Below are 22,131 nucleotides of genomic sequence, written 5' to 3' on the forward strand. Positions count from 1 at the left end.
TTTGAAGGCCAGGCTTTAGACAGGCTCCGCGACGTTTATTCTGTGGATCGAATACAACTTGATGGAATTGTCCATAATCGCCCGCTAAAGAATGCGAGCCCGCCGCGGCGCAGTGGTGAAGATCGCGCTCGTTGGCGTTGGACCTGGCCGGATCGGCCTGACGGCGGAACAGAGGCCAAAGCCATTGCGTCCTGCGTTGCTGACGGTCGCCGCTATTTTGCTGATCGCCGCGGCCAGCCTCGCCATCGTCCGCTTTGTTTCGCCGCATGCGACCTTGCGCATTGCCGAGGGCCTGCCGGGCAGCCCCGCCCATCGGTTGATCGATTCGTTTGCGGCGACGCTCTCGCAACAGCACCCCCGCCTTGTCGTCAAGCCGGTGGCGACGCCGGATCTGACGGCGAGCGCCCAAGCGATCGAGACCCATAAGGCAGATCTTGCGATTATCCGTTCGGACGCGGCCGTCCCCGCAAATGGCGCGACGATCGCCATTTTGCGCCGCGACGTCGTCGCGATCGTGACGCCGGCCAAATCGCCAATCGAGAAAATACCGGATCTCGCCGGCAAAACCATCGGCCTCGTCGAGGGTCCGCTGCAGGCCTATAATTCGGCGGCTCTCGACGTCATTCTGAGCTTTTACGACATACCAGCGCAAAGCGTGCGGCGCGTCGTGCTGCCGCTGGACGAAATAGGCCATGCGGTCGCGGACAAGCGCATCGGTGCAGCGCTGGCGATCGGGCCGATCGGACCGGGCGAGGTCGTCGATGTCGTCGCCGCGATCAAAGCGGCGACGAGAGGGGCCCCGAAAATCCTCGCCGTCGATGAGGCGGACGCGATCAACAAGCGCTTTCCAGCCTTCGAATCGATCGACGTCCCCGCCGGGGCCTTCAAGGGCCGGCCGCCGACGCCGGACGATACCGTGACGGCGCTCGCCGTAACCTACCGGCTCGCCGCGCCAAATTCGATGTTCGATATCGTCGCCGGCGCGATCGCCCAATCGCTTTTCACCGCCAAGACCAGGCTGATGCAGGTGTCGCCGCTCGCGGCGCAGATCGAGGCCCCGGACACCGACGACAAAAATCCCATTTTGCCCGTGCATCCCGGCGTCGCCTCCTATCTGGAGAACGGCGAGCAAAGCTTTTTCGACAAGTTCCAGGATTATTTTTACATGGGCGGCATGGCGCTGAGCGCAGTCGGCTCGGTCATCGCGCTCGCCATCAGCCGGTTCTCCCGCCGCAAATCGCACGAGGAGATGGCGCGGATCGATCGCCTGATCGGCGTCGCCGACGAGGCGTTGCGCACGCGCGATCTCGGCCAACTCGAAAAGCTCGAAACGGAGCTGGACGGCATTGTCGCCTGGTTCGTCAGGACTAATTCTGGCGCCGAAGGCGGCGCTTTTTCGGTCGGCCTCGCGCATGCCCGCTATGCAATCGACCGGCAGCAACGCTCGATCCTGCGCGAGGGCGGCAAGGGGTCTGCGCAGGCGCCGGGGGATGATGGGGGCTCCGCGCCGCGGCGGGAGACGGAGCCGCCCTCCGCGCTGGCGGGGTAGGGTTATCTCCGCTGCCGCGCCGCAGGTCGCGGCTTGACGCCGGACCCGCGCCGACGCCTTGTGCGGAAGACGCGTCCTCTGCGAAAAGGCCTTAAGCGCCGGGCAGACGTTGAATGTTTTTTATCGCGATCTGATTGCGCCCTAGAAAGAAGAGACCCATGCCGCTTACCGTCGCCGTCCAGATGGACCCGATCGAAAAGGTCAATATCGCCGGCGACACGACCTTCGCCCTGATGCTGGAGGCGCAAGCGCGCGGCCATCGCCTGATTTATTACACGCCGGACAGGCTGTCCTTCTCGGACGGACGCGTCCTCGCGCTGGCCTGCGAAATTGTGGTCAGGGATATTGCCGGGGACCATTTCACGCTTGGCGCGGAAAAGCCTGTCGATCTTGCCGGCGTCGACGTGGTGCTGCTGCGGCAGGATCCGCCGTTCGATCTCGCCTATATCACCTCGACTCATCTCCTCGAAATGCTGCCGCCGCATGTCCTCGTCGTCAATGATCCGGCGAGCGTGAGGAACGCCCCTGAAAAGCTGTTCGTCATGAAATTCCCCGAATTGATGCCGAAAACGCTGATCTCGCGCGACAAGAAAACCATCGAGGAGTTCCGCGAGGCGAATGGCGAGGTGGTGATGAAGCCGCTTTACGGGCATGGCGGGTCCGCCGTCTTCAAGGTCGCGCGAAAGGATCCGAATTTCGGCTCGCTGTTCGATCTGTTCGCAACGACCTTCCGCGAGCCCTGGGTCGTGCAGCAGTTCCTTCCCGCCGTGAGCCGCGGCGACAAGCGTATCATCCTGATCGATGGGGTCGCGCTTGGCGCCGTCAATCGCGTGCCGGCTGAAAACGACATCCGCTCCAATATGGTGCGCGGCGGCGCCGCGGCGGCGACGGAATTCACGCCCCGCGAGCGCGACATCTGCGCGGCGATCGGGCCGGAACTCAAACGGCTTGGCCTGATTATCGTTGGAATCGATGTTATCGACGGAAATCTGACCGAAATTAATGTCACCTCGCCAACCGGCGTCCGGGCGATCAGGCGCGTCGGCGGGCCGGATCTCGCGATTGCGGCATGGGACGCGATCGAGGCGAGACGGAACGAAAAAATCAATATAGTCTCCTCCCATGTGGGCGGCGACGGCGCGCGGGGCTCCGGCGAAGATAGGGCCGCTTCTAGAGCATGACGCCAATAGATGCGGAGACTTTCTGGACCTATATCGTGGTCTGAATAGCTGGAAACGATGACGTTCCTGTTTTCGGATCGGGTCGATTGAAAAGCACGAATGTGATCTAGTCGGAATGTTTGACGGCATGCTTGAGACGATTTCCCCAACGAAGCGGCGCCGCGCGTCCGCCCCGCCGCAGAGTTCGCTGTTCGATCGCGCCGGCGTCCGCGCCGAGATCGCGGCGCTCCATACGGACGGGCAGCGCGCCGGGGAATCGCCGCGCGCCGCGGTGCTTTCGATCCTGCGCGCGGCGCTCGACCGCGGGCGCGCCCGCGCCCGCGCGGCGCTCGAGGCCAATGGGCGGGGCCTCGCCTGCGCCGGGCAGCTCGCCCATATTGAAGACGAGCTGATCGCCGCGATCTTTCATTATGTCGTGACCTATCTTCATCCGCCGATTGCGGGCGCGCCCGAAAAGCCGTTCGCGATCGCAGCGGTTGGCGGCTATGGCCGATCGACCCTCGCGCCAGGCTCCGATATCGATCTGCTTTTCCTTCTGGACAAGGAGCCGGGCGAGCGCTGCCAGGCAATCGTTCAGTCGACCCTCTATTTATTATGGGATCTCGGACAGAAGGTCGGCCATTCGGTCCGCTCCATCGAGGAATGTCTCGAGGAGGCTCTGGCCGATTTCACCGTGCGGACCGCGCTCCTTGAAGCGCGCATGCTGATGGGCGACGCCAAGCTGTTCGAGACCATGCGGACGCGGTTCGAGCGCGAGATCGTGCATGGCTCCGGCGCCGAATTCGTCGCCGCCAAGCTCGCCGAGCGCGACGCGCGCATCGCCCGGGCCGGCCGCTCGCGCTATCTCGTCGAGCCCAACGTCAAGGACGGCAAGGGCGGGCTGCGCGACCTCAACACGCTGTTCTGGATCGCGAAATATGTCTACGAGGTGCGCGAGGCGTCCGAGCTCGTCGCCGCCGGCCTATTCTCCAAGGCGGAATATCGCCTGTTCTGTCGCTGCGAGGACTTTCTCTGGCGGGTGCGCTGCCACCTTCATTTCATGACAGGGCGCGCCGAGGAGCGGCTGAGCTTCGACCTGCAGCTGCCGATCGCCTCGCGGCTCGGCTATTCCGAGCGCGTTGGCCTCGCCAGCGTCGAGCGGTTCATGAAGCATTATTTCCTGATCGCCAAGGATGTCGGCGACCTCACCGCCATCGTCTGCGCCGCGCTTGAGGAGCGCCAGGCCAAGCCAATGGCCATGCTCGACCGTTTCGGCCCGTTCCTGCCGCCGCCCGCCTCCATCGCGGCGGGCGATTTCGCCATCGAGAACGGCCGCATCACCGTCGCCGGGCTCGACGCCTTCGAAGCCAATCCGGTCAACCTCATCAAGCTGTTCTGGGTCGCCGACCGCAACGGGCTCGCCATTCACCCGGACGCAACGCGTCTCGTGACGCGCTCGCTGAAGCGCATCGACGCCAAGCTTCGCGCCGACCCGGAAGCCAATCTGCTGTTTCTCGACATTCTGACGTCGCGCAATACGCCGGAGATCGTGCTGCGTCTCATGAATGAGGCGGGCGTGCTTGGCCGCTTCGTGCCGGATTTCGGCCGGATCGTCGCTTTGATGCAGTTCAACATGTACCATCATTACACGGTGGACGAGCATCTCCTGCGCACGGTCGGCAACCTCGCCGACATGGAGCAGAACCGCTATTCCGGCGAGCACCCGCTGGCGAGCGAGATCTTGCAGACGATCAGCAACCGGACCGCCCTGATCGTCGCCTCGTTCCTGCACGATATCGCCAAAGGCCGCGTCGAGGATCATTCCATCGCGGGGGCGCGGGTTGCGCGCGAGGTCTGTCCGCGGCTCGGCCTGAGCGACGCCGAGACGGAGACCGTCGCCTGGCTGATCGAGAACCATCTCGTCATGTCCGACACGGCGCAGCGCCGCGATCTTGGCGACCGGCAGACGATCGTGACCTTCGCGAAAAAGGTGCAGACGCTCGAGCGGCTGAAAATGCTGTTCGTCCTGACGGTTTGCGACATCAGGGCGGTCGGCCCCGGCGTCTGGAACCATTGGAAGGCGGAGCTGATGCGGACCCTCTATTGGGAAACCGAGATGGTGCTCGCGGGCGGTCATTCGACGATCGACCGCAGGCGCAGGGTCGCCCAGGCGCAGCTTGAGCTGCGGCGCGGCCTGCCGAATTGGTCGGATCTCGATTTCGAGGCCTATGCCCAGCGCCATCCGCCAGCCTATTGGCTCAAGGCCGACCTTGACCAGCAGATCCTGCACGCCAAGCTGCTGAATATGACGGAAGTCGAGATGCGCGCGCCGGTCACGCACATCGACATCGAGCCGTTGCGCGGGGTCACCGAACTGACCGTGATCGCTCCGGATTCGCCGCATCTCCTGTCGATCATCGCCGGCGCCTGCGCCGCCTCTTCCGCCAATATCGTCGACGCGCAGGTGTTCACGACGACCGACGGCATGGCGCTCGACACCATCGTCGTGTCGCGGGAGTTCGATTTCGACGAGGACGAGCTGCGCCGCGCGAGCCGCATCGCCTTCGCGGTCGAAAATGCGCTCGCCGGGGAAATTACTTTGACGGATATGGTCGCCGCCCGCGTCGGTTCGGCCGGAGCGCGGCAAAAGACCTTCAAGGTGCATCCAGAGGTCACGCTCGACAATTCGCTTTCGAACCGATTTACCGTCGTGGAGGTATCCGGCCTCGACCGGCCGGGCCTTCTATTCGATCTGACGACGGCGATTTCGGAGCTCGACCTCAATATCGGCTCGGCGCATATCGCGACCTTCGGCGAGAAAGCCGCCGACGTGTTCTATGTGTCGGACAATGAGGGGACGAAGATCACCGAGCCGGTGCGGCAAGAGGCGGTGCGGCGCAAGATCCTTCATATATTCGACCAACCTAAAGGCGAGTCTGCGCCAAAATCTGCTCGCAAATAGCGCATTTAGTCGCGAAAGCTCGGTTGCTGTTCCCGGAAAAACCTTCGCGCCGCGAAAAGCTTGATTTTTGCGCGCGCAGAACTGATATCCGAACTGCCTTAAGCTTCAAAAGAATGAGCCATGAACGATCTTAAAAATGCGGAAAACGGTCCCGACGAAGCAGACACGCCTCAGGGCGCGCCGTCTCAGGAGCCAGATCCCTTCGTCGTGCTCGAGAACCTTCAGGCCGAGAATACGAGCCTCAAGGATAAGCTCCTGCGCACGCTCGCCGACATGGAAAACTTGCGCCGCCGCACCGAGAAGGAGGTGGCCGACGCGAAAACCTATGGCGTCACCTCTTTTGCGCGCGACATGCTGACCTTCGCCGACAATTTGCATCGCGCGCTCGCCAATGTTCCGGCCGAGGCGCGGGCAAAGGCCGAGCCGGCGGTGCAGACCCTGATCGAGGGCTTGCAGCTGACCGAGCGCGACTTCGCCTCCCGCCTCGAACGTTTCGGCGTCAAGAAGATTGACCCTGCCGGCCAGAAATTCGACCCCAATCTGCATGAGGCCCTGTTCGAGCAGCCCGACGAATCCGTGCCGAACGGAACGGTGACGCAAGTGATCGAGCCTGGCTATGTGATCGGCGAGCGGGTGCTTCGTCCGGCGAAAGTCGGCGTGTCGCGCGGCGGTCCAAAAGGATAAATCGTTTCAATCAGCGCGTGTGGGCCGCGTTCTCTCGCCAAATTGAATGAGGCTCCGCCACGTCCCAAAGGTGCCGTGAGCCCGATTTGCGTCAAGAATTTGCGGGGTTTTCTGTCGCTCGCGAGGATTTGGTCATCCGAAATTGTGATTTCGGCCTTTTTCATGCGATTTCACAGTTTCGCGTCTTTGCTGGCCGCGAAGCCGCTGTCGCGACGGCAGGAGCGTGGTGTATTGACGCCGTTCCCGTTTTCGGCAAAGCATCTGAAAAGTATAAATTTGCGGATACCGAGCTTGCTGGGGCCATAGCGTCGTGACCTCGGCGGGTCGGCGGCTGCTCTTGTCGAATGTCGGCAACTTTAGCGGGCAATGATGGCGCCTGGCGATAGAGCGATTGGAACCAGACGGTTGCCTTGATAATTAAAGGCGCCCGGATTGTTTCGTCTTCGATCGCTGGTCGACGGGGCGCGTTGAGCGCACGCTGCAAATGGCAAAAAAGCGCGCGCCGCGATGTGACGGAAAAAGGATGCCGTGGGCCACCGCGCCCAGAATGGTTCTTGCACAGGGTCGGCCGCTGTGTTGGATACCCGACGATGGCAAATGGATTTGGCGATGCATAGATGACCATGGCGTCCATCGTATTCGTCTGGGAAAATTTCGGTCCCATCCACTCCGATCGCTGCGACGCCGTGGCGTCGCGAGTCGGCGGGGGGCGGAAAGTCATCGGGCTTGAACTTGGTGGAAACAGCCAAGTTTATGAATGGAACTCCGAATCCGGCACAAAATTCGAAAAGAAGACGCTGTTTCACGGCAAGAAGATTGACGAAGTTTCCTTCCTGCGAAAGTTTTACACTCTGGCGCGAACCTGTTTCGCCTTGCGCCGGGCGGATTTCTTTTTCTGCCACTATGAGTCGCCCTCGATCTTCCTAACGGCGGCGCTGCTGCGGCTGACCGGAAGCCGGGTCTTCGTGATGAATGATTCGAAGTACGACGACTATCGCCGCTACGTCGGGCGCGAACTTATCAAGAAAATTTTCTATCTGCCCTATACGGGGGCGGTCGCGTCGGGCACGCGGGCCGCCGATTACTTCCGTTTCCTGGGCCTTCCGGAAAAACGAATCGTCCTCAATTACGACACGCTGTCGACTGATCGGATCAGGAGGCTTTCCGGCGTCGACCGGGCGCCGGATGGTCCCCCTTTCGCAGCGCGCCATTTCACCATCGTCTCGCGTATGGTGCCGAAGAAAAACCTTTCCATGGCGCTTAACGCCTACGCGCTGTATCGCGCTGGAGCGGCGCATCCGCGCCAACTGCATATTTGCGGTTCGGGCCCGCTCGATGCCGAATTGCGCGATGAAGCCGCCCGGCTCGGCCTCTCGGACAGCGTGATCTTTCGCGGCTTTCTGCAGATCGATGAAGTCTGCCCGATCCTTGGCAAGACGCTCGCGCTGATCTTGCCGAGCACGCAGGAGCAATTCGGCAATGTGGTGATCGAGGCGCAGGCGATGGGGCTGCCGGTCATCGTTTCGGAAAATTGCGGCGCGCGCGATCTGCTGGTGCGCAGCGGCGTCAATGGCTTCGTGATCGAGCCTGACAATCCGGAGGGACTCGCCTATTTCATGGGCCTGATCGATAGCGACGAAGCGCTGTGGCGGCGGATGGCGATCGCAACGGCGCCCTTTTCGACCCTTGGCGACGCCTCGCGTTTCGCGCAGGCGATCGTCGATCTGACGGGCGATTTCGCCGAAGGCCTCGCGCCAATCAATGAGCCGCCGAAAACCTCGATCGCGGATCGGCTTTAAGGGAAGACGTCACGCCTCCGCTTCTGCCGGCGCGACGCGGCCTGGCGCGAGATCGACATTTGCGTCGCCCCAGGCCTTCAGCGCCATGATGACCGGTTCGAGGCTGCGGCCGCGGGCGGTCAGGCTGTATTCCACTTTGGGCGGCACTTCCGGATAGATTTTCCGCGAAATGAGCCCGTCTGCCTCAAGCTCGCGCAATTGATTCGTCAGCATCCGCTGCGTCACATTCGGCAGCCGGCGCCGGATCTCATTGAACCGCAATACGCCTTCGAACAGGTGAAACAGCACCACGCCTTTCCACTTGCCGTTGATGAAGCCGAGCGTGGCCTCCACCGCGCAGCCGGGGCTGCAATCGAGCCTTTTGTGGCGGCTACGCGGCGTAATGGTATCCATTTCAACACTATCGGCTCTTTATGTGCGTTCTTGCAGACATTGCTTATACGCGTCATTTCCTACCAGAAGTGCGTAGGAGGATGAAGATGCGCGCCGTCGGCTATCAGAAATCCCTGCCAATCGACGAAGACGAGGCTCTCGTTGACATTGAGGTCGATGATCCTGAACCTTTCGGGCGCGATCTTCTCGTCGCCGTGAAGGCAATATCCGTCAACCCTGTCGACACGAAAGTCCGGCGCCACGCCGCGCCCGAAGTCGGCGCCTGGAAAATTCTGGGATTCGACGCCGCTGGAATCGTCGTCGCGACGGGCCCCGACGCAAGCCTGTTCAAGCCGGGCGACGCGGTTTTTTTACGCCGGCGCGATCGGGCGGCAGGGGACCAATGCGGAGCTTCATGTCGTCGACGAACGGCTGGTCGGGCGCAAGCCCGCTTCGCTCAGCTTTGCTGAAGCCGCCGCTTTGCCGCTGACTTCGATCACCGCCTTCGAGGCGCTTTTCGATCGGCTGCGGGCAAAGGAACCGGTCACGGGCGAGGCGCCGGCGATCCTCATCATCGGCGGCGCCGGCGGCGTTGGGTCGATTGCTGTGCAGCTGGCGCGGAAGCTCACCGGTCTGACCGTCATCGCCACAGCTTCGCGGCCCGAGACCCGGGCCTTTGCGCTTGAACTTGGCGCGCATCACGTCGTCGATCATCGCAAGCCGATCGCGGCCGAAGTCGCGGCGTTGGGTCTTGGCGCGCCGCCTTTTGTGTTCTCGACGACCAACACCGAGGCTCATCTCGCCGAGATCGTGCAGCTGATCGCGCCGCAGGGCCGCTTCTGCCTCATCGACGATCCTGCTGCGATCGACGTCAATCCCTTCAAAAGCAAGAGCGTTTCGATCCATTGGGAGTCGATGTTCACACGCTCGACCTTCGCAACGCCCGACATGGCGGCGCAGGGCGCGCTGCTGAACGAGGTTTCGCGGCTTGTCGATCAGGGCGCCTTGCGCACCACGCTTGCCGAGACGTTTGGCGCGATCAACGCGAAAAACCTCAAACGCGCGCATAAGCTCCTTGAGAGCGGCTCCTCCCGCGGCAAGATCGTGCTCGAGGGATTTGGCGAGGCTGCGTCCTAAATCTGCGGCGCGGTCCAACGCACGATCTGGCGCATGACGTCGGCCGTCGCGGCGTTCAGCGCGGCGACGACCGTCGCGCCGTCATTGGCGGGCGCCGGGGCGGTCGCGGAAAAAATCTTTCCTGCCACAATGCGGCCCGCGCCGCCAACGATCTGCGCCGAGATTTCGACGAAGACCGCGCCGCGGCCCGCCACATATTCGAAGCTGCGAATCTGGCTGCGCAATTCGTAATCGGCCGGCATTCCGGGCGAGACTACGGCGCGGATCAGGCTGGCGTTCTGAAAACTCGCGATGAGTTTTGCCTGCAACAGCGCGGGCAGCTGGTTGGACCAGGCGGCGCCGGCCAGCAAGGCGATCTGATCCTCGCCGACGCGAACGACGATCCGGTTGGAATCGACCGGAGGCAGGGCGGAGGGGGCGGCGATGGCGATCTGGGCCCGGCGCGCCTGCTTCGCTGAAAAACCGGTCGGAGCGGCGTCGAGATCGAAGGTCGCCGGCGGCGCGGAGGCGCAGGCCGCCAAAATTCCCGCCGACGCAAAGACGATCATCAGCCGCCCCGGACGCAGGGCGGCGAGACGCGAAGCGGTTTGGCGGAGCGCGCCCGGCTCAAAGAAGATCATGCATCCATCGGCGGAACAAAGAGAGGCCTTATATAAAAGGGCGTCAGCAGGATGGATGATTAGAGCATGATCCGAAAAAGTTGCAGACTTTTTCGACAAGATTATGCGCCCAAACTAAACGGTCAAGAGTGGACGGCGATTCAGTTCAGAACGCATCGGCTCTCTAGCGCAGGCCCGGGTAGTCCGGAATCTGCTGCTTCTTGCCGAAGATGAATTGCTGCGGGTTCTGCTCGATCGAGCGGATCGCCTGATTGAGCAGATCGAGCGTCTTGCGCCCATCGGTCGCCAACGCTTCATATTGGCGCAGGCCCGACCCGCTGAAGCGGGCGAGATTGCCGCCAATATCCTTCCAGCGCGCATTGACGTCGTCTGCGAGCTTGCGGATCGAGCGCGCCGCCGCGGCGATCTCGTCGAACACGCCCTTATTGTCTCCGGTCGCAAGGAAGCCGTTCAGATTGGTCAGCACGCTGTCGACCTTATCGGCTGCGGAATTGAGCTTGCCAGACATCTGGGCGAAGTCGGAGACGATCGTCTTCACCTGCGCCGGGTCGACCGCCTTGATCACATTATTGGCGTTATCGGCGAGCGTTTCGAGCTGCGCGGTCAGCGGCTTGATGGCGCGGCCGACGTCGGCCATGGAGCCGAGAAAATCCTTTAAGCCGTCGGAATTGGCGGCGAGCGCGTCGGAAAACTTCTCGATATTCTTGACCGAAGCGGTGATCGAGCCGGAATTTTCGTCGAGCACCTTGTTGGTCCGGTCAAGAAACTCCGTCGCTTGCCCGGCGATCTTGCGCGCGCTCTCGATCAGATCCTGGAAATCGGAACGTTCGGCGATGATTGTGGGCGGCGCCCCGTCGGGGCCGGGCTCGAGCGTCTTGGCGTCCTCGGAACCACCGGAGAGAGCGACATTGGCGACGCCGGTGAGGCCGGTGGTCTCGAGCCGCGCCTTAGTGTCGACCCGGATCGGCACGCGGGCGTCGATCTCGATCAGCGCGTAGACCTTTCCCGGACTATCGGGAACAAAGTCGATCTTGGTCACGCCGCCGACCCTGACGCCGTTGAAAAGGACGGCCGCGCCGCGCAAGAGACCCGACACCGATCCGGTAAAGACGACCCTATAGACGTGTTGGCCGCCGGCCTTCTCTCCGCCCGAGAACCACAGGACGAAGGCGAAGGCGGCGGCCACCACCGCGAGGGTGAAGCCGCCGATCAGAGCGTAATTGGCTCTTGTTTCCATCGAGACGCCTTGTCCTGTTCCTTAAAGCCGCGCCGAGGATCGCCCACCTGACGGAGCCCCGCTGGCCTTGAGCATATTCCGATCAGATTGATTAAATCTGATCGATAGGAAAACGCTCAAGCTTTTGAATCCGGGCCGATTTCTATCGACCGAATGGTTTCATGCGGGCGCAAAGCGGCCTATGGCCGATCCCCCTGCGCCGTTTTCCGCATCGTCGACGCGCTGAGCTGGCGCGCCCGCTTGCCGTGAAAATAGGCCCTGAGCCAGGGATGCTCCGATGCGAGCATTGTCTCGATCGGCCCCGTCTCGATCACCCTTTTGTCGGCGAGGGCGGCGATGCGATCGCAGACCGAATAGAGGCTGTCGAGATCATGCGTCACCATAAAGACCGTGAGCCCGAGAGTCTTTTGCAGGGTCGTGATGAGATCGTCAAATTCGGCCGCTCCGATCGGATCAAGGCCGGAGGTCGGCTCGTCGAGAAACAAAAGCTCGGGATCGAGCGCGAGCGAACGCGCCAGCGCCGCCCGCTTGATCATGCCGCCCGACAATTCCGACGGAAATTTGTCCGCCGCGTCCGGCGACAGGCCGACAAGCTCGATCTTGAGCATGGCGAGATCGTCCGCGAGACGTCGCGAGAGGTTCAGATGCTCGCGCATCGGCACCTGCACATTCTGCTTTACCGTAAGAGCCGAAAACAGCGCGCCGCCCTGAAACATCACCCCGATGCGGCGCTCCAGCGCGTCGAATTCGATGCGGCTGACCTTGTCGAGATCGGAGCCGAACACTTCGATTTTGCCAGCGCGTTTCGGAATAAGGCCGAGAATGGTCCGGGTCAGCACGGATTTTCCGGTGCCGGAGCCGCCGACGAAGCCCAGGATCTCGCCGCGCCGCACATCGAGGTCGAGCCCGTCGAGAACAAGTTTTTCGCCAAAGCCGACGACAAGGCCGCGCACGCTGATCGCGATCTCCGGCGCAGCGGCGCGGGGGATTGGCGCGGCTGCGCTTTTTTGGCGCAGGCGCGACTTGCGGCGCGGGCGGCGAAGACGAGGTCTGCATCAGGCCGCCTAAAACCGGATCGTCGCGAAGAAGACGGCGAACAGCCCGTCGACGACGATCACCATGAAGATCGATTTCACCACCGAGGCCGTCACCTGGCGGCCGAGCGATTCGGCCGATCCCGCGACGGCGAGTCCCTCCATGCAGGCGATGAGGCCGATGATGAGCCCCATGAAGGGCGCCTTGATGAGGCCGCTGAGGAAGGTGCGCAGCGCGATCGCCTCGGGTAGCAAAGCGATGAAGCTTTTCGGCGTGATGCCGCCATAGAGCCAGGAGACGAGTATGCCGCCGGCGAGCGCCGCCATGTCGGCGAGGAAGGTCAACAGCGGCAGGCTCAGGATGAGGGCGAGGATGCGCGGCGCGATCAAGACGTCGATCGGGCGCAGCCCCATCACGACCAGCGCGTCGATCTCCTCCCGCATCTTCATCGAGCCGAGTTCGGCGGTAATCGCCGAGCCGGAGCGGCCGGAGATCATGATCGCGGTCAGCAGCACGCCCAATTCGCGCAAGATCAGAATGCCGATGAGATCGACGACAAGGATCGTCGCGCCGAACCGCCGCAACTGGAAAATGCCCTGCTGCGCGACGATCGCCCCGACGAGAAAATTGATGAGAACAATGATCGGCACGCCGCGCAAGGCGATCGTCTCAATCTGGGCGACCAGGGCCGTGCCGCGGAAATGGGCCGGCTGGATGACGCTCTTGCCGATCGAGGCGACCACCTCGCCCAGAAATTCGACGCCGCGATAAATATCGCGCCCCGAGGCGACGACGCTTTCGCCGACGTCGGCCAGCAGCGTCACGATGTAGAAGCCCTTGCGCCCGGGCGGCTGTTCGAAGCTGCGGAAATGGGCTTCCTTGAGCAGAATGTCGATTTCCGGTCGGCCGCCGGCGAAATCGGCCGAAACGCCTTTGGCGTCGAGCTGCTGCCGCGCGCCGTCGATCAGCCAGGCCCCGGCGGTGTCCATGCGCTGGACGCCGGCAAGGTCGAATATGGCGTGCTTTGCGCCGGCGCCGGCGCCGACCAGCGCCTGCGCGCCCTCCTCGATGTCGGCGCAAGCGTCAAGCGTCCAATGGCCGGCGAGTTTCAGGCGAACGCCCTCTTCGGAGGGTTCGCTCGAAAATGTCGGGCCTTGCGCAACGTCCAAGGTCAGCTCCAGGGGTCAGGCTGCAAGCGTCAAGCTCCACGCGGACGCCCGCATCCTATTGCATGTAGCCGTCAGCCGCGGCGAAGTCGAGGCGAGCAGCGGCCGGCGGCGCGGCCTGCGACATATCCAGCGCCGGCCGCAATTGCCCCGGGGCGCGGATTTTGCGATCAACGCTCATGGTAAAACGCGCGTCAAAACTTTCCGTCGCTGTCGAAAAATATCCCATCGCCGGCAAATTCGTCATTTCCCGTGGGCAGAAGACGGAAGCGGTCGTCGTGCTCGCGACGATCGCGGACGAGGACGTCGACGGCGGCGCAAGAGGCCGCGGCGAATGCGTGCCCTACGCCCGCTACGGCGAAAGCGTCGACAGCGTGCTGGCGCAGATCGAAGCCGTGCGCCCCGAGATCGAACAGGGGGCGGACCGCGCCTCGCTTGGCCGGCTCTTGCCGCCGGGGGCGGCGCGCAATGCGCTCGACTGCGCTCTTTGGGATCTTGCGGCCAAGCGCAGCAGGCGGCGCGCTTTCGAACTCGCCGGGCTCGCCGCGCCGGCTCCAGTCGTCACCGCTTATACGATCTCAGTCGGCGCGCCCGAGGAAATGGCCGCCGCTGCGGCGCACGCCGCGGCGCGCCCCCTGCTCAAAATCAAGCTTGCCGGTTCGGAAGATCCGGCCCGCATCGCGGCCGTGCGCGCGGCGGCGCCCGCGGCGACGCTGATCGTCGACGCCAACGAGGCGTGGAGCGAAGAGGAATTTGCCGCCCATTTCGCCGCCTGCGAGGCGGCGCGGGTCGCGCTGATCGAGCAACCGCTGCCGGCCGGACGCGACGCGGCGCTGACGCGGCGACCGAGCGGAATTCCCATTTGCGCCGACGAGAGCGTCCATGCGCGGCAAGGTCTCGAAGCGCTGCGCGCAAGATATGACGCTGTCAATATAAAGCTCGACAAGACGGGCGGCCTCACCGAAATGCTGGCGATGACGGCGGAAGCGGAAGCGCTCGGCTTTCAAATCGTCATCGGCTGCATGGTTGGCACTTCGCTCGCCATGGCCCCGGCGCTTCTCGCCGCTGCGCGCGCCCGCTTCGTCGATCTCGACGGTCCCCTGCTGCTCGCCCGGGATCGGGAGCACGCGCTCGTCTATGAAGGCTCCGTCATTCTGCCGGCCTCCGCCGCCCTCTGGGGCTAAGGCGGCGCTGCGGAGCCTGCATCGCTCCGACGTCGATTGGCGCGGCCTTCCTTTACGTCACGCCGCAGCGTAAGGACCGTCGCCCGCACAATTTAGCAGATAATATTCAATAATATACCCGTTACGAATAGAGCATGACGTAACGTATCTGCTCCATGTTGCTGTCCGTTGAACAGAACGTTGGCTCGTATTTCTGCTCTTGCGAAATATTAGTCAAACTTGTCGTTCATTGGAGGCAAATATGCTGCGAATTGGATCGATCTATACATGCTTCTTGCCAAGGGCGCACGCGCTTGAGCCGTGGCCGCCAAGACGAGGACGCCGCCGCCTCGCCATCGCCGCCATGCTCATCGGCCTGTCCATCAATCCGCCCGGCGCCGCGCTGGCCGACTCCGCCGCAAAGCCAATCATCATCAACAAGCCGTTCTCGGCAAAGCCCGGCGATGTCTTCAGCCTTGCCGGATCAGGCTTCGGTTCGGCCCCACGGGTTTATCTGAAGCCCAGCCGGTTAACGGCGACGACGGAGCTGCCCGTCAAGACAGCAGACGACGCAACCGTCGTCGTGGAGGTTCCCAAGGCTGCGGCCTTCGACGTCTATGAGGTGTGGGTTGCAAATGGCGCGGCGACCAGCCCGCATGTTCTCATCAACACGCCTCAGCCTCATCATTTCGACAATCCCGACATCGCGACCGGCGCGCATTTTCGTATCTTCGGCCGCAACCTCTCGGTAGGGACGCTCGCGCCGACGGCGACGCTTGTCGACATCGGCACGGGAGCGCAGATCAAGGCGGTCGTCGGCGTTTCGGCGAGCAACGCCTATATGCTCGACGTAACGCCGACCGGCGTTGTCGCCGGGCATGCCTATAAGGTTCTGGTTTCAAATGGCTATGCGAGCGCCTTGAGCGAGGCGAGCGTGCTTGGCCACGCCACGGGCATGGACCGCTTCGCGATCGGGCAGCCATGGGCCTATGATTTCGTCACTGCCGATGGTCCCGGCTACAAGGCCGGCGTCAAGGGAACGAACCTCGCCGACCATCATGTCTTCAATGTGCGAACGGACGTCGTTCTGGCGACATTGGCCAAAGGCGACGGAAAGACAAACGACGGACCGGCCATTCAGGGGGCGATCAACGCGGCGGCGCGTTACGGCGGCGTCGTCTATTTGCCGGCGGGAACCTATAATATCGGCTCCACCAGCATCAGTTTGACGTCCAACGTGCTGCTGCAGGGACAGAGCGCGTCGGCGACGAAGATCATCTACACGGCGACGAAGCCGGGGTTCATCATCGGCGCAGGCGCGTCGATGACCGGCTTCGTCGATCTCACCTTGCAAAATCAGGACAAGACGAGCACGACGACCAATCTTGGAACCTGGCAGCAGCCGGTCTCGAAGGTCATCATCCAGCGAGTGATATGGGATCTCGGCACCGGATTTTCAATCAACCTCAGGGGCGATCGCATCGCCATCCTCAATTCAACATTCAAGCAGGCGATCAACTCCTGGAACGGCAGCGGAGCGGGGGCGCTGCTCATCACCAACGCCACCAATCTGACGCTCAAGAACAACACGATCAGATGGGCGAGCAATCAGAACGCCTTCGGGGATCTCGTCAACGCGATTTTTGAGAACAACCACTTCACGCGCAGCGCGTCGGATACGGTGATCGCGGGGCCGGACCAGCTCTCCTGGCCGTGGATCGTGAGGCCGATCAGGCTGGGCGACGTGCTATCGAGGACGGCCGCCGGCGGAAGGCAGGTCTCGCTGAACTTCGGCACAAATATCGTGTTTCAGAACAATGTCTTCGATACCTCGGACGGCGTCATTCAATATAATGCGGGCGATGGCGAGACCATTCTGAACGAGGGCGGCGGCGGCTCGCCGCGTGAGGACTTCGGGACCGTCACCACGGCGAGCGCCGCGACCATAGCCGACGATTCGAAATGCTCTGGAGCCTGCGCCTGGAAAACCTACCCGAATTCGAAAGTCGTCATCGTCAGCGGCGCCGGCGCCGGTCAGTGGCGCAAGATCTTCGCGCAGAACGGCAACAGCTTTACAGTCGACCCGCCCTTCGACGTCGTTCCGGCCGCGGGGGATCATTTCACGATCTCCGCTCCGTCCTATGAGAACGCCATCATCCGCAACAACACGATGGTCGGAAATCCGATCGGGGTCGCCATGTATCATGGCGTCTTTCTCAACGTCTCCGTCATCGGCAACCAGCTCACCAACAATGGCGGCATCTATCTCCTGCCGTCGCAGGCCAATCAGCGCGCGGGACGGAACTTTTTTAATGTCGCGCGCAATATTGAGATCAACGGCAATGTCCTGAAGAATCTCAACGGCAACTATCCGTCATATGTCTCGATTGGCTTCGTCATGATGACGCAGAATGTATTCTGGGGCAAAAGCGTGCTCGCCGCCGAGGCCCGCAACAATCAGATCACGGCGCGCAGCGGCACCTTTCCCTACACATTCGGGGAAGGCTACAATCACCTGACCTTTTATCAAAATCCGGGCGGCGGCGCCTATGTCGAGGAAGGGAATGGGGCCATGTGGGGAACTGTATGGCAGGGCAACAGCTGCGCCAATTGCGCGGTCAACTACAACCTCAGCACCGGAGCCATGGATACGACGATCTGGAACGCAAAGGCGGCGAATTCCCCTGGCTTCGTCTCCACGATCCTGAAAGACACGACGATCGCAAACAGCACCAAACAGGCCTCGACGCGAACGCTTGTCGGCAAGGATTGACGCCGGCAAGGGCGCCGCGGTGGGGATAGCGCGTTGAGCGCTGTCCCCACGGCAGGGTCAGATCGTCTGATTATAGGCGCCGACTTCGGGGTTCTCCCGCAAGATGGCATCGACCGCGTGGAACATTTCGCGCATGCGCGCTTCCGAGACGGGGCTTTCGACGACGACGACGAGTTCGGGCTTGTTGGAGGAGGCGCGCACGAGGCCCCAGGTGCCGTCCTCGACGGTGACCCGGACGCCGTTGACGGTGACGAGGCTCTTGATTTTCTGGCCCGTCAGCTTCGCGCCTTCGGCCTCAAGGGCGGAAAGCCGGGCCAGCGTCTTTTCGACGACGCCATATTTGGTCTCGTCGTCGCAATGCGGCGACATGGTCGGCGAGCCCCAGGTTTTCGGCAGCGCCCCGTAGAGCTCCGACATGGACTTGCCGGGGTTGCGGTCGAGCATGTCAAGGACATGGATCGCGGTCAAAATTCCATCGTCGTATCCGCGCCCGACCGGCGCGTTGAAGAAGAAATGACCGGATTTTTCAAAACCCGCGAGCGCGCCAAGGTCGCTCACGCGCCGCTTGATGTAGGAATGGCCGGTTTTCCAATAATCCGCCTTGACGCCGCGGCTGAGGAGGTCGGGGTCGGTGGCGAACAGGCCGGTCGATTTGACGTCGACGACAAATGTCGCGCCGGGATGCAGCTTTGAGAGGTCGCGCGCGAGCATCACGCCGATCTTGTCGGCGAAAATTTCCGCGCCCTTGTCATCGACGACGCCGCAACGATCGCCGTCGCCGTCAAAGCCAAGGCCGACGTCGGCGCCCGTCTCCAGCACTTTGGCCGCCATAGCGTGCAGCATTTCAAGGTCTTCGGGATTTGGATTGTAGCGCGGGAAATTGAAGTCGAGCTCGACGTCGAGCGGAATCACCTCGCAGCCGAGCTGTTCGAGAATCGCCGGGGCGAAGGCGCCCGCCGTGCCATTGCCGCAGGCGGCGACGACTTTCAGCTTGCGCTTGAGTTTCGGCCGGTTTGTCAGATCGGCGGCGTAGCGGGCCGGAAAATCCGCGACGAAGCGATAGGAGCCGCCATCGGCATAGCTATAGGCGCCGGCGAGCACGATGTCCTTCAGCCGGCCCATTTCGTCCGGCCCGAAGGTCACCGGCCGCTGCGCGCCCATCTTCACGCCGGTCCAGCCATTGTCATTATGCGACGCCGTGACCATGGCGACGGCGGGAACGTCAAGTTCGAACTGCGCGAAATAGGCCATCGGCGACAGAGCGAGGCCGATGTCATGCACTTTCACGCCGGCCGCCATCAGCCCCGTGATCATGGCGAGTTTTATCGAAGACGAGTAGGAGCGGAAGTCGTGGCCGGTGACGAGCTCCGGCTTGACGCCCATCTCGCGCAGCAGCGTCCCAAGCCCGAGGCCCAGCGCCTGGACCCCCATCAGATTGATTTCCTTCTCGAACAGCCAGCGCGCGTCATATTCGCGAAAGCCGGTCGGCTTCACCATCGGCGTCGTCTCATAGGCGAGCGTGTTGGGAAAGAGCTGCGGCGCTGGCTTTGGAAACATGAAGTCATCCTTTTCGCCCGCGCGGGCGCGCGGCTGGCGTTGCGTAAGCAATGGCGATTAGCACAGCTGCGACGACAGTTGAATGCGGCGAACGACCCCTTCGCTTATAGCCGAACGCCGAGGCCCGGCGCGCTCGGCAAGAGCGGCGCCTGCGCGGGCGGAGATCCGGGGTGGAGGAACGCTACCGAATATCCCGCAAAGGTTGCAGGCGGGCGTGATAAAAAAGGTTTCTGAAAATGCGCGGCGCCTATTTTTGCTTGGCGATGATCTGACCTTTGATCTTGTCGTACACGCCCTGCGGGATAATCTTCTTCTGCACCAGCTCGTCCTTACCCTTGTAGGGCCGCCCCTTGATGATGTCGGCGGCGCGCTTGTCGCCAATGCCGGGCAGCGCCTGAAGCTCGGGCTCGCTCGCCGAATTAATGTCCAGCAGCGCGGCGGCCGGAGTCGCGGCCTTGGCGGGCGCCGCCGCCGGTTTGGCCGGCGCGGCGGCGGGTTTTGCTGCGCTCGAGGGCGCAGGCGCGGCGGTCTGGGCATAGGCCGCTCCGGGCAGGCTGGCAGCGGCGGCGAAAAATAAAGCGTAAAGCAAATTGCGGCTTGCGTTCATGGAAAGTCCCCCGTGCGGGCGTAATTGCCCGCGCCGGCGCGTCTTGAGGCGCGCTGTCCGCCGGGAGGATGACGCAAATCCTTGAAACTGCAACGGCGCCAGAGGAACGCGCGGAAATTTGATGCCTATTCCGCGGCGATCCGGCGATGCTCCTCGGCCGCGAGCCAGCGTTCGGCCTCGAGCGCGGCCATGCAGCCCATGCCCGCCGCCGTCACCGCCTGGCGATAGATGTCGTCGGTCACGTCGCCGGCGGCGAAGACCCCCGGAATATTGGTCGCGGTCGAATTCGGAGCGGTCTGGATATAGCCGTTCGGTTTGATGTCGAGCTGGCCGGCGAACAGTTCCGACGCGGGCTTGTGGCCGATCGCCACGAAGACGCCATGCGCCTCGATCGGCTGGAGCGCGCCGGTTACGGCGTTCTTCAAGGTGACATGCGTGACGCCGGGCGGATTGTCGGAGCCGTGGATCTCGTCCACGACGTGATCCCAGATGATTTCGACATTCGGCCGTTTGAACAGGCGCTCCTGAAGGATGCGTTCGGCCCGGAAGGCCGAGCCGCGATGGACCACCGTCACCCGCGCGGCGAGATGGCTGAGGTACAAGGCTTCCTCGACTGCGGAATTGCCGCCGCCGACGACGATTACATCCTTGCCGCGGTAGAAAAATCCGTCGCAAGTGGCGCAGGCCGAGACGCCATAGCCTTTGAACGCCTGTTCCGACGGCAGGCCCAGCCATTTCGCCTTGGCGCCCGTGGCGATGATCAGGCTGTCGCAGACATAAGCCTCGCCGCTATCGCCGAACAGGCGGAACGGCCGCCGGTCAAGCTCAACCTTGACGATATGATCCGAGATCATCCGCGCGCCGACATTTTCCGCCTGCGCGCGCATCTGCTCCATGAGCCAGGGACCCTGGACCGGCGAGGCGAAGCCTGGGTAGTTCTCGACGTCGGTGGTGATCATCAGCTGTCCGCCGGCTTCGAACCCGGCGATCACCACCGGCTCGAGCATCGCCCGCGCCGCATAGATCGCGGCGGTGTAGCCGGCCGGGCCAGATCCGACGATGATGACTTTGGCGTGGGAGGATCGGGCGGCGGGGGAAGCGGACATGGCGGCGTCTCGATAGGGCGCGGCCAGGCCGGCTCGCCTGCCAAATTTAGGCGTCCGGCGCTCTGGCTGCAACTGCAGCATGATTTTGAAGGCAGCGGCGGGCGCGACGCGCCCGCCGGACCGCGGCTCAAGAAAGCGCGCCGCCCGCTGCGCGAACGCCACGCTCTGCTCCGAACCGGACGTTAGCGCGGGTTTGCCACCGGCTCGAGCGTGATGGCGCCGACGCCCGCGGAAAGGTTGATCCCGGACTCGACGCCGACCGACAGCGGCTGCAGGCTGATCGACCGGTTGTTGCCGCCGACAAGCACATTGGCGGTCAGGCCGCCGCCGAAAGAGGCGTTGCCCCCGGCGCCGACGAATTCGCCCGCCAGCGCGAAGGGCGGCACGGAGCGCCCGGCGGCGAGAACAGCCCAGGCGAACTGGCCGCCGGTGGTGAAGCCGATGTCGAGGCCGAAGCGGCGGATCGTCCCGACATAATATTCCGGCTGCCCGCGGCGGGGGCTGAACACGCAGGAGAGCGCCCGACTCGACGTGACGATAAAGCCGACCCCGGCCGCGACATTGCATTGCAGCACGCCGGCGCGGGTGATGGCGGCGTCAGCGCCGCCAGCAGCGATCCCGACCATGGCGAGGCCGCCGGCGAGAGCCGCAAGAGATCCCCGAAAAAAGTTATTCATTATCTATCTCCAAGACGGGCCGGCCGCTTCGCGCCCAGGCTCCGGCCAGCGGCGCGTCGCAAACCGCGACATTGACAAAGCTAAAGTCCCGACCAAAACAACCCCGCGCGGCGAAAACGCCGATGGGGAAGCGATCTATAGCGATGCCGCAGTTCTTTCGCCAGCTTTCATCCTTCACCGGCGTCGGCCTTCTTGCGACGGCTCTCCACTATGGGGTTCTGATCGGCCTTGTCGAAGTTTTGCGCGCCGCCCCTCCGGCGGCCGCTGTCGCCGGCAGCGTCGCGGGCGCGGCGCTCTCCTATGTGTTGAACCGGCGCCATACGTTCCGCTCGAAGCGTCCGCACCGGCGCACGGGCGTGCGATTCGCGCTGGTCGCCCTTGTCGCGGCGGCGCTGACCTATGCTTTCATGTCGCTGTTCGTGAATGGGGCAGGCGTCCCCTACCTTGCCGCCCAGGTGGTGACGACGGGCATCGTCACCCTATGGACGTTTCTGGCGCACCGGATCTGGACATTCGCCTGAGAGGCT

At 63.0% G+C, this 22,131-nt stretch carries 21 protein-coding genes; 11 read left to right on the forward strand and 10 right to left on the reverse strand.

Features of this window, described 5'->3' with window-relative positions; genetic code table 11:
• Positions 1-115: 115 nt before the first annotated feature.
• The 6 genes from MSIL_RS14230 (at position 116) to MSIL_RS14250 (ending at position 8,154) form a co-directional block, all read left to right on the forward strand.
• Positions 116-1,549 carry a TAXI family TRAP transporter solute-binding subunit gene (locus tag MSIL_RS14230; RefSeq protein WP_244406139.1) on the forward strand — a complete coding sequence of 478 codons (1,434 nt, stop codon included), beginning with the start codon at positions 116-118 and terminating at the stop codon, positions 1,547-1,549.
• Between the two features lie 158 nt (positions 1,550-1,707).
• The gene (gshB, locus tag MSIL_RS14235) at positions 1,708-2,730 is read left to right on the forward strand and encodes a glutathione synthase (protein ID WP_012591786.1); all 1,023 of its coding nucleotides are present in this window, start codon (positions 1,708-1,710) and stop codon (positions 2,728-2,730) included.
• Between the two features lie 127 nt (positions 2,731-2,857).
• The gene (locus MSIL_RS14240; protein WP_012591787.1) at positions 2,858-5,671 is read left to right on the forward strand and encodes a [protein-PII] uridylyltransferase; all 2,814 of its coding nucleotides are present in this window, start codon (positions 2,858-2,860) and stop codon (positions 5,669-5,671) included.
• A gap of 120 nt (positions 5,672-5,791) precedes the next feature.
• Positions 5,792-6,355, forward strand: coding sequence for a nucleotide exchange factor GrpE (gene grpE, locus MSIL_RS14245; RefSeq protein WP_012591788.1), 564 nt, complete (start codon positions 5,792-5,794; stop codon positions 6,353-6,355).
• An 86-nt stretch (positions 6,356-6,441) separates the two neighbouring features.
• The gene (locus tag MSIL_RS21400) at positions 6,442-6,669 is read left to right on the forward strand and encodes a hypothetical protein (RefSeq protein WP_148213099.1); all 228 of its coding nucleotides are present in this window, start codon (positions 6,442-6,444) and stop codon (positions 6,667-6,669) included.
• A gap of 303 nt (positions 6,670-6,972) precedes the next feature.
• Positions 6,973-8,154, forward strand: a complete 1,182-nt coding sequence (locus MSIL_RS14250; RefSeq protein ID WP_012591789.1) for a glycosyltransferase — start codon at positions 6,973-6,975, stop codon at positions 8,152-8,154.
• Positions 8,155-8,163: 9 nt separating this feature from the next.
• Here the strand turns inward: MSIL_RS14250 and MSIL_RS14255 are convergent, their stop codons facing one another.
• The gene (locus tag MSIL_RS14255) at positions 8,164-8,547 is read right to left on the reverse strand and encodes a winged helix-turn-helix transcriptional regulator (RefSeq protein WP_012591790.1); all 384 of its coding nucleotides are present in this window, start codon (positions 8,545-8,547) and stop codon (positions 8,164-8,166) included.
• 86 nt (positions 8,548-8,633) lie between these two features.
• On the opposite strand from MSIL_RS14255, the gene MSIL_RS22360 reads away from it, so the two are divergent.
• Both MSIL_RS22360 and MSIL_RS14260 read left to right on the forward strand, forming a co-directional pair.
• Complete coding sequence (locus tag MSIL_RS22360) at positions 8,634-8,996, forward strand: alcohol dehydrogenase catalytic domain-containing protein (protein ID WP_425277103.1); 363 nt, start codon at positions 8,634-8,636, stop codon at positions 8,994-8,996.
• Positions 8,911-9,663 (forward strand): zinc-binding alcohol dehydrogenase family protein, encoded by a 753-nt coding sequence (locus MSIL_RS14260; protein WP_425277118.1) that lies wholly within the window; start codon positions 8,911-8,913, stop codon positions 9,661-9,663. The genes MSIL_RS22360 and MSIL_RS14260 overlap by 86 nt, the downstream gene beginning before the upstream one ends.
• Here MSIL_RS14260 and MSIL_RS14265 read toward each other — a convergent pair.
• The 5 genes from MSIL_RS14265 to MSIL_RS22190 all read right to left on the reverse strand — a co-directional run bounded on the left by MSIL_RS14265 (position 9,660) and on the right by MSIL_RS22190 (position 13,902).
• Positions 9,660-10,283 (reverse strand): ABC-type transport auxiliary lipoprotein family protein, encoded by a 624-nt coding sequence (locus MSIL_RS14265; RefSeq protein WP_012591791.1) that lies wholly within the window; start codon positions 10,281-10,283, stop codon positions 9,660-9,662. The two genes, MSIL_RS14260 and MSIL_RS14265, sit on opposite strands and share 4 nt — an antisense overlap.
• Positions 10,284-10,446: 163 nt before the next feature.
• Positions 10,447-11,520, reverse strand: coding sequence for an MlaD family protein (locus tag MSIL_RS14270; RefSeq protein WP_012591792.1), 1,074 nt, complete (start codon positions 11,518-11,520; stop codon positions 10,447-10,449).
• A gap of 179 nt (positions 11,521-11,699) precedes the next feature.
• Positions 11,700-12,473, reverse strand: coding sequence for an ABC transporter ATP-binding protein (locus MSIL_RS14275; RefSeq protein WP_012591793.1), 774 nt, complete (start codon positions 12,471-12,473; stop codon positions 11,700-11,702).
• Between the two features lie 111 nt (positions 12,474-12,584).
• Positions 12,585-13,724, reverse strand: a complete 1,140-nt coding sequence (locus MSIL_RS14280; RefSeq protein ID WP_012591794.1) for an ABC transporter permease — start codon at positions 13,722-13,724, stop codon at positions 12,585-12,587.
• Positions 13,725-13,779: 55 nt separating this feature from the next.
• On the reverse strand, positions 13,780-13,902 hold the full coding sequence (locus MSIL_RS22190; protein ID WP_280110202.1) for a hypothetical protein: 123 nt from the start codon (positions 13,900-13,902) through the stop codon (positions 13,780-13,782).
• Here MSIL_RS22190 and dgcA point away from each other — a divergent pair.
• Positions 13,901-14,905 carry an N-acetyl-D-Glu racemase DgcA gene (dgcA, locus tag MSIL_RS14285; RefSeq protein ID WP_012591795.1) on the forward strand — a complete coding sequence of 335 codons (1,005 nt, stop codon included), beginning with the start codon at positions 13,901-13,903 and terminating at the stop codon, positions 14,903-14,905. The genes MSIL_RS22190 and dgcA overlap by 2 nt on opposite strands.
• A 241-nt stretch (positions 14,906-15,146) precedes the next feature.
• Positions 15,147-17,657: a glycosyl hydrolase family 28-related protein gene (locus tag MSIL_RS14290; RefSeq protein WP_012591796.1), complete on the forward strand. Its 2,511-nt coding sequence runs from the start codon at positions 15,147-15,149 to the stop codon at positions 17,655-17,657.
• A 57-nt stretch (positions 17,658-17,714) separates the two neighbouring features.
• On the opposite strand, the gene MSIL_RS14295 is transcribed toward MSIL_RS14290, so the two are convergent.
• The 4 genes from MSIL_RS14295 to MSIL_RS14310 all read right to left on the reverse strand — a co-directional run bounded on the left by MSIL_RS14295 (position 17,715) and on the right by MSIL_RS14310 (position 21,604).
• The gene (locus tag MSIL_RS14295; RefSeq protein WP_012591797.1) at positions 17,715-19,214 is read right to left on the reverse strand and encodes a phosphomannomutase/phosphoglucomutase; all 1,500 of its coding nucleotides are present in this window, start codon (positions 19,212-19,214) and stop codon (positions 17,715-17,717) included.
• Between the two features lie 247 nt (positions 19,215-19,461).
• Complete coding sequence (locus tag MSIL_RS14300; RefSeq protein WP_012591798.1) at positions 19,462-19,821, reverse strand: ComEA family DNA-binding protein; 360 nt, start codon at positions 19,819-19,821, stop codon at positions 19,462-19,464.
• Between the two features lie 125 nt (positions 19,822-19,946).
• A complete protein-coding gene (gene trxB, locus MSIL_RS14305) occupies positions 19,947-20,927 on the reverse strand; it encodes a thioredoxin-disulfide reductase (RefSeq protein WP_012591799.1) in 981 nt (326 codons plus the stop codon).
• A gap of 182 nt (positions 20,928-21,109) precedes the next feature.
• The gene (locus tag MSIL_RS14310; protein ID WP_012591800.1) at positions 21,110-21,604 is read right to left on the reverse strand and encodes a DUF992 domain-containing protein; all 495 of its coding nucleotides are present in this window, start codon (positions 21,602-21,604) and stop codon (positions 21,110-21,112) included.
• 143 nt (positions 21,605-21,747) lie between these two features.
• On the opposite strand from MSIL_RS14310, the gene MSIL_RS14315 reads away from it, so the two are divergent.
• Positions 21,748-22,125, forward strand: coding sequence for a GtrA family protein (locus MSIL_RS14315; RefSeq protein WP_012591801.1), 378 nt, complete (start codon positions 21,748-21,750; stop codon positions 22,123-22,125).
• Positions 22,126-22,131: the final 6 nt, after the last annotated feature.

The sequence above is a fragment of the Methylocella silvestris BL2 genome, from assembly GCF_000021745.1.
Classification (GTDB): domain Bacteria; phylum Pseudomonadota; class Alphaproteobacteria; order Rhizobiales; family Beijerinckiaceae; genus Methylocapsa; species Methylocapsa silvestris.

Coding starts and splice junctions, on each gene's coding strand:
- gshB (WP_012591786.1), top strand. CDS start 1,708: ATGCCGCTTACCGTCGCCGTCCAGATGGACCCGATCGAAAAGGTCAAT.
- MSIL_RS14240 (WP_012591787.1), top strand. CDS start 2,858: ATGCTTGAGACGATTTCCCCAACGAAGCGGCGCCGCGCGTCCGCCCCG.
- grpE (WP_012591788.1), top strand. CDS start 5,792: ATGAACGATCTTAAAAATGCGGAAAACGGTCCCGACGAAGCAGACACG.
- MSIL_RS14250 (WP_012591789.1), top strand. CDS start 6,973: ATGACCATGGCGTCCATCGTATTCGTCTGGGAAAATTTCGGTCCCATC.
- MSIL_RS14255 (WP_012591790.1), bottom strand. CDS start 8,547: ATGGATACCATTACGCCGCGTAGCCGCCACAAAAGGCTCGATTGCAGC.
- MSIL_RS22360 (WP_425277103.1), top strand. CDS start 8,634: ATGCGCGCCGTCGGCTATCAGAAATCCCTGCCAATCGACGAAGACGAG.
- MSIL_RS14265 (WP_012591791.1), bottom strand. CDS start 10,283: ATGATCTTCTTTGAGCCGGGCGCGCTCCGCCAAACCGCTTCGCGTCTC.
- MSIL_RS14270 (WP_012591792.1), bottom strand. CDS start 11,520: ATGGAAACAAGAGCCAATTACGCTCTGATCGGCGGCTTCACCCTCGCG.
- dgcA (WP_012591795.1), top strand. CDS start 13,901: ATGGTAAAACGCGCGTCAAAACTTTCCGTCGCTGTCGAAAAATATCCC.
- MSIL_RS22190 (WP_280110202.1), bottom strand. CDS start 13,902: ATGAGCGTTGATCGCAAAATCCGCGCCCCGGGGCAATTGCGGCCGGCG.
- MSIL_RS14290 (WP_012591796.1), top strand. CDS start 15,147: ATGCTGCGAATTGGATCGATCTATACATGCTTCTTGCCAAGGGCGCAC.
- MSIL_RS14295 (WP_012591797.1), bottom strand. CDS start 19,214: ATGTTTCCAAAGCCAGCGCCGCAGCTCTTTCCCAACACGCTCGCCTAT.
- MSIL_RS14300 (WP_012591798.1), bottom strand. CDS start 19,821: ATGAACGCAAGCCGCAATTTGCTTTACGCTTTATTTTTCGCCGCCGCT.
- trxB (WP_012591799.1), bottom strand. CDS start 20,927: ATGTCCGCTTCCCCCGCCGCCCGATCCTCCCACGCCAAAGTCATCATC.
- MSIL_RS14310 (WP_012591800.1), bottom strand. CDS start 21,604: ATGAATAACTTTTTTCGGGGATCTCTTGCGGCTCTCGCCGGCGGCCTC.
- MSIL_RS14315 (WP_012591801.1), top strand. CDS start 21,748: ATGCCGCAGTTCTTTCGCCAGCTTTCATCCTTCACCGGCGTCGGCCTT.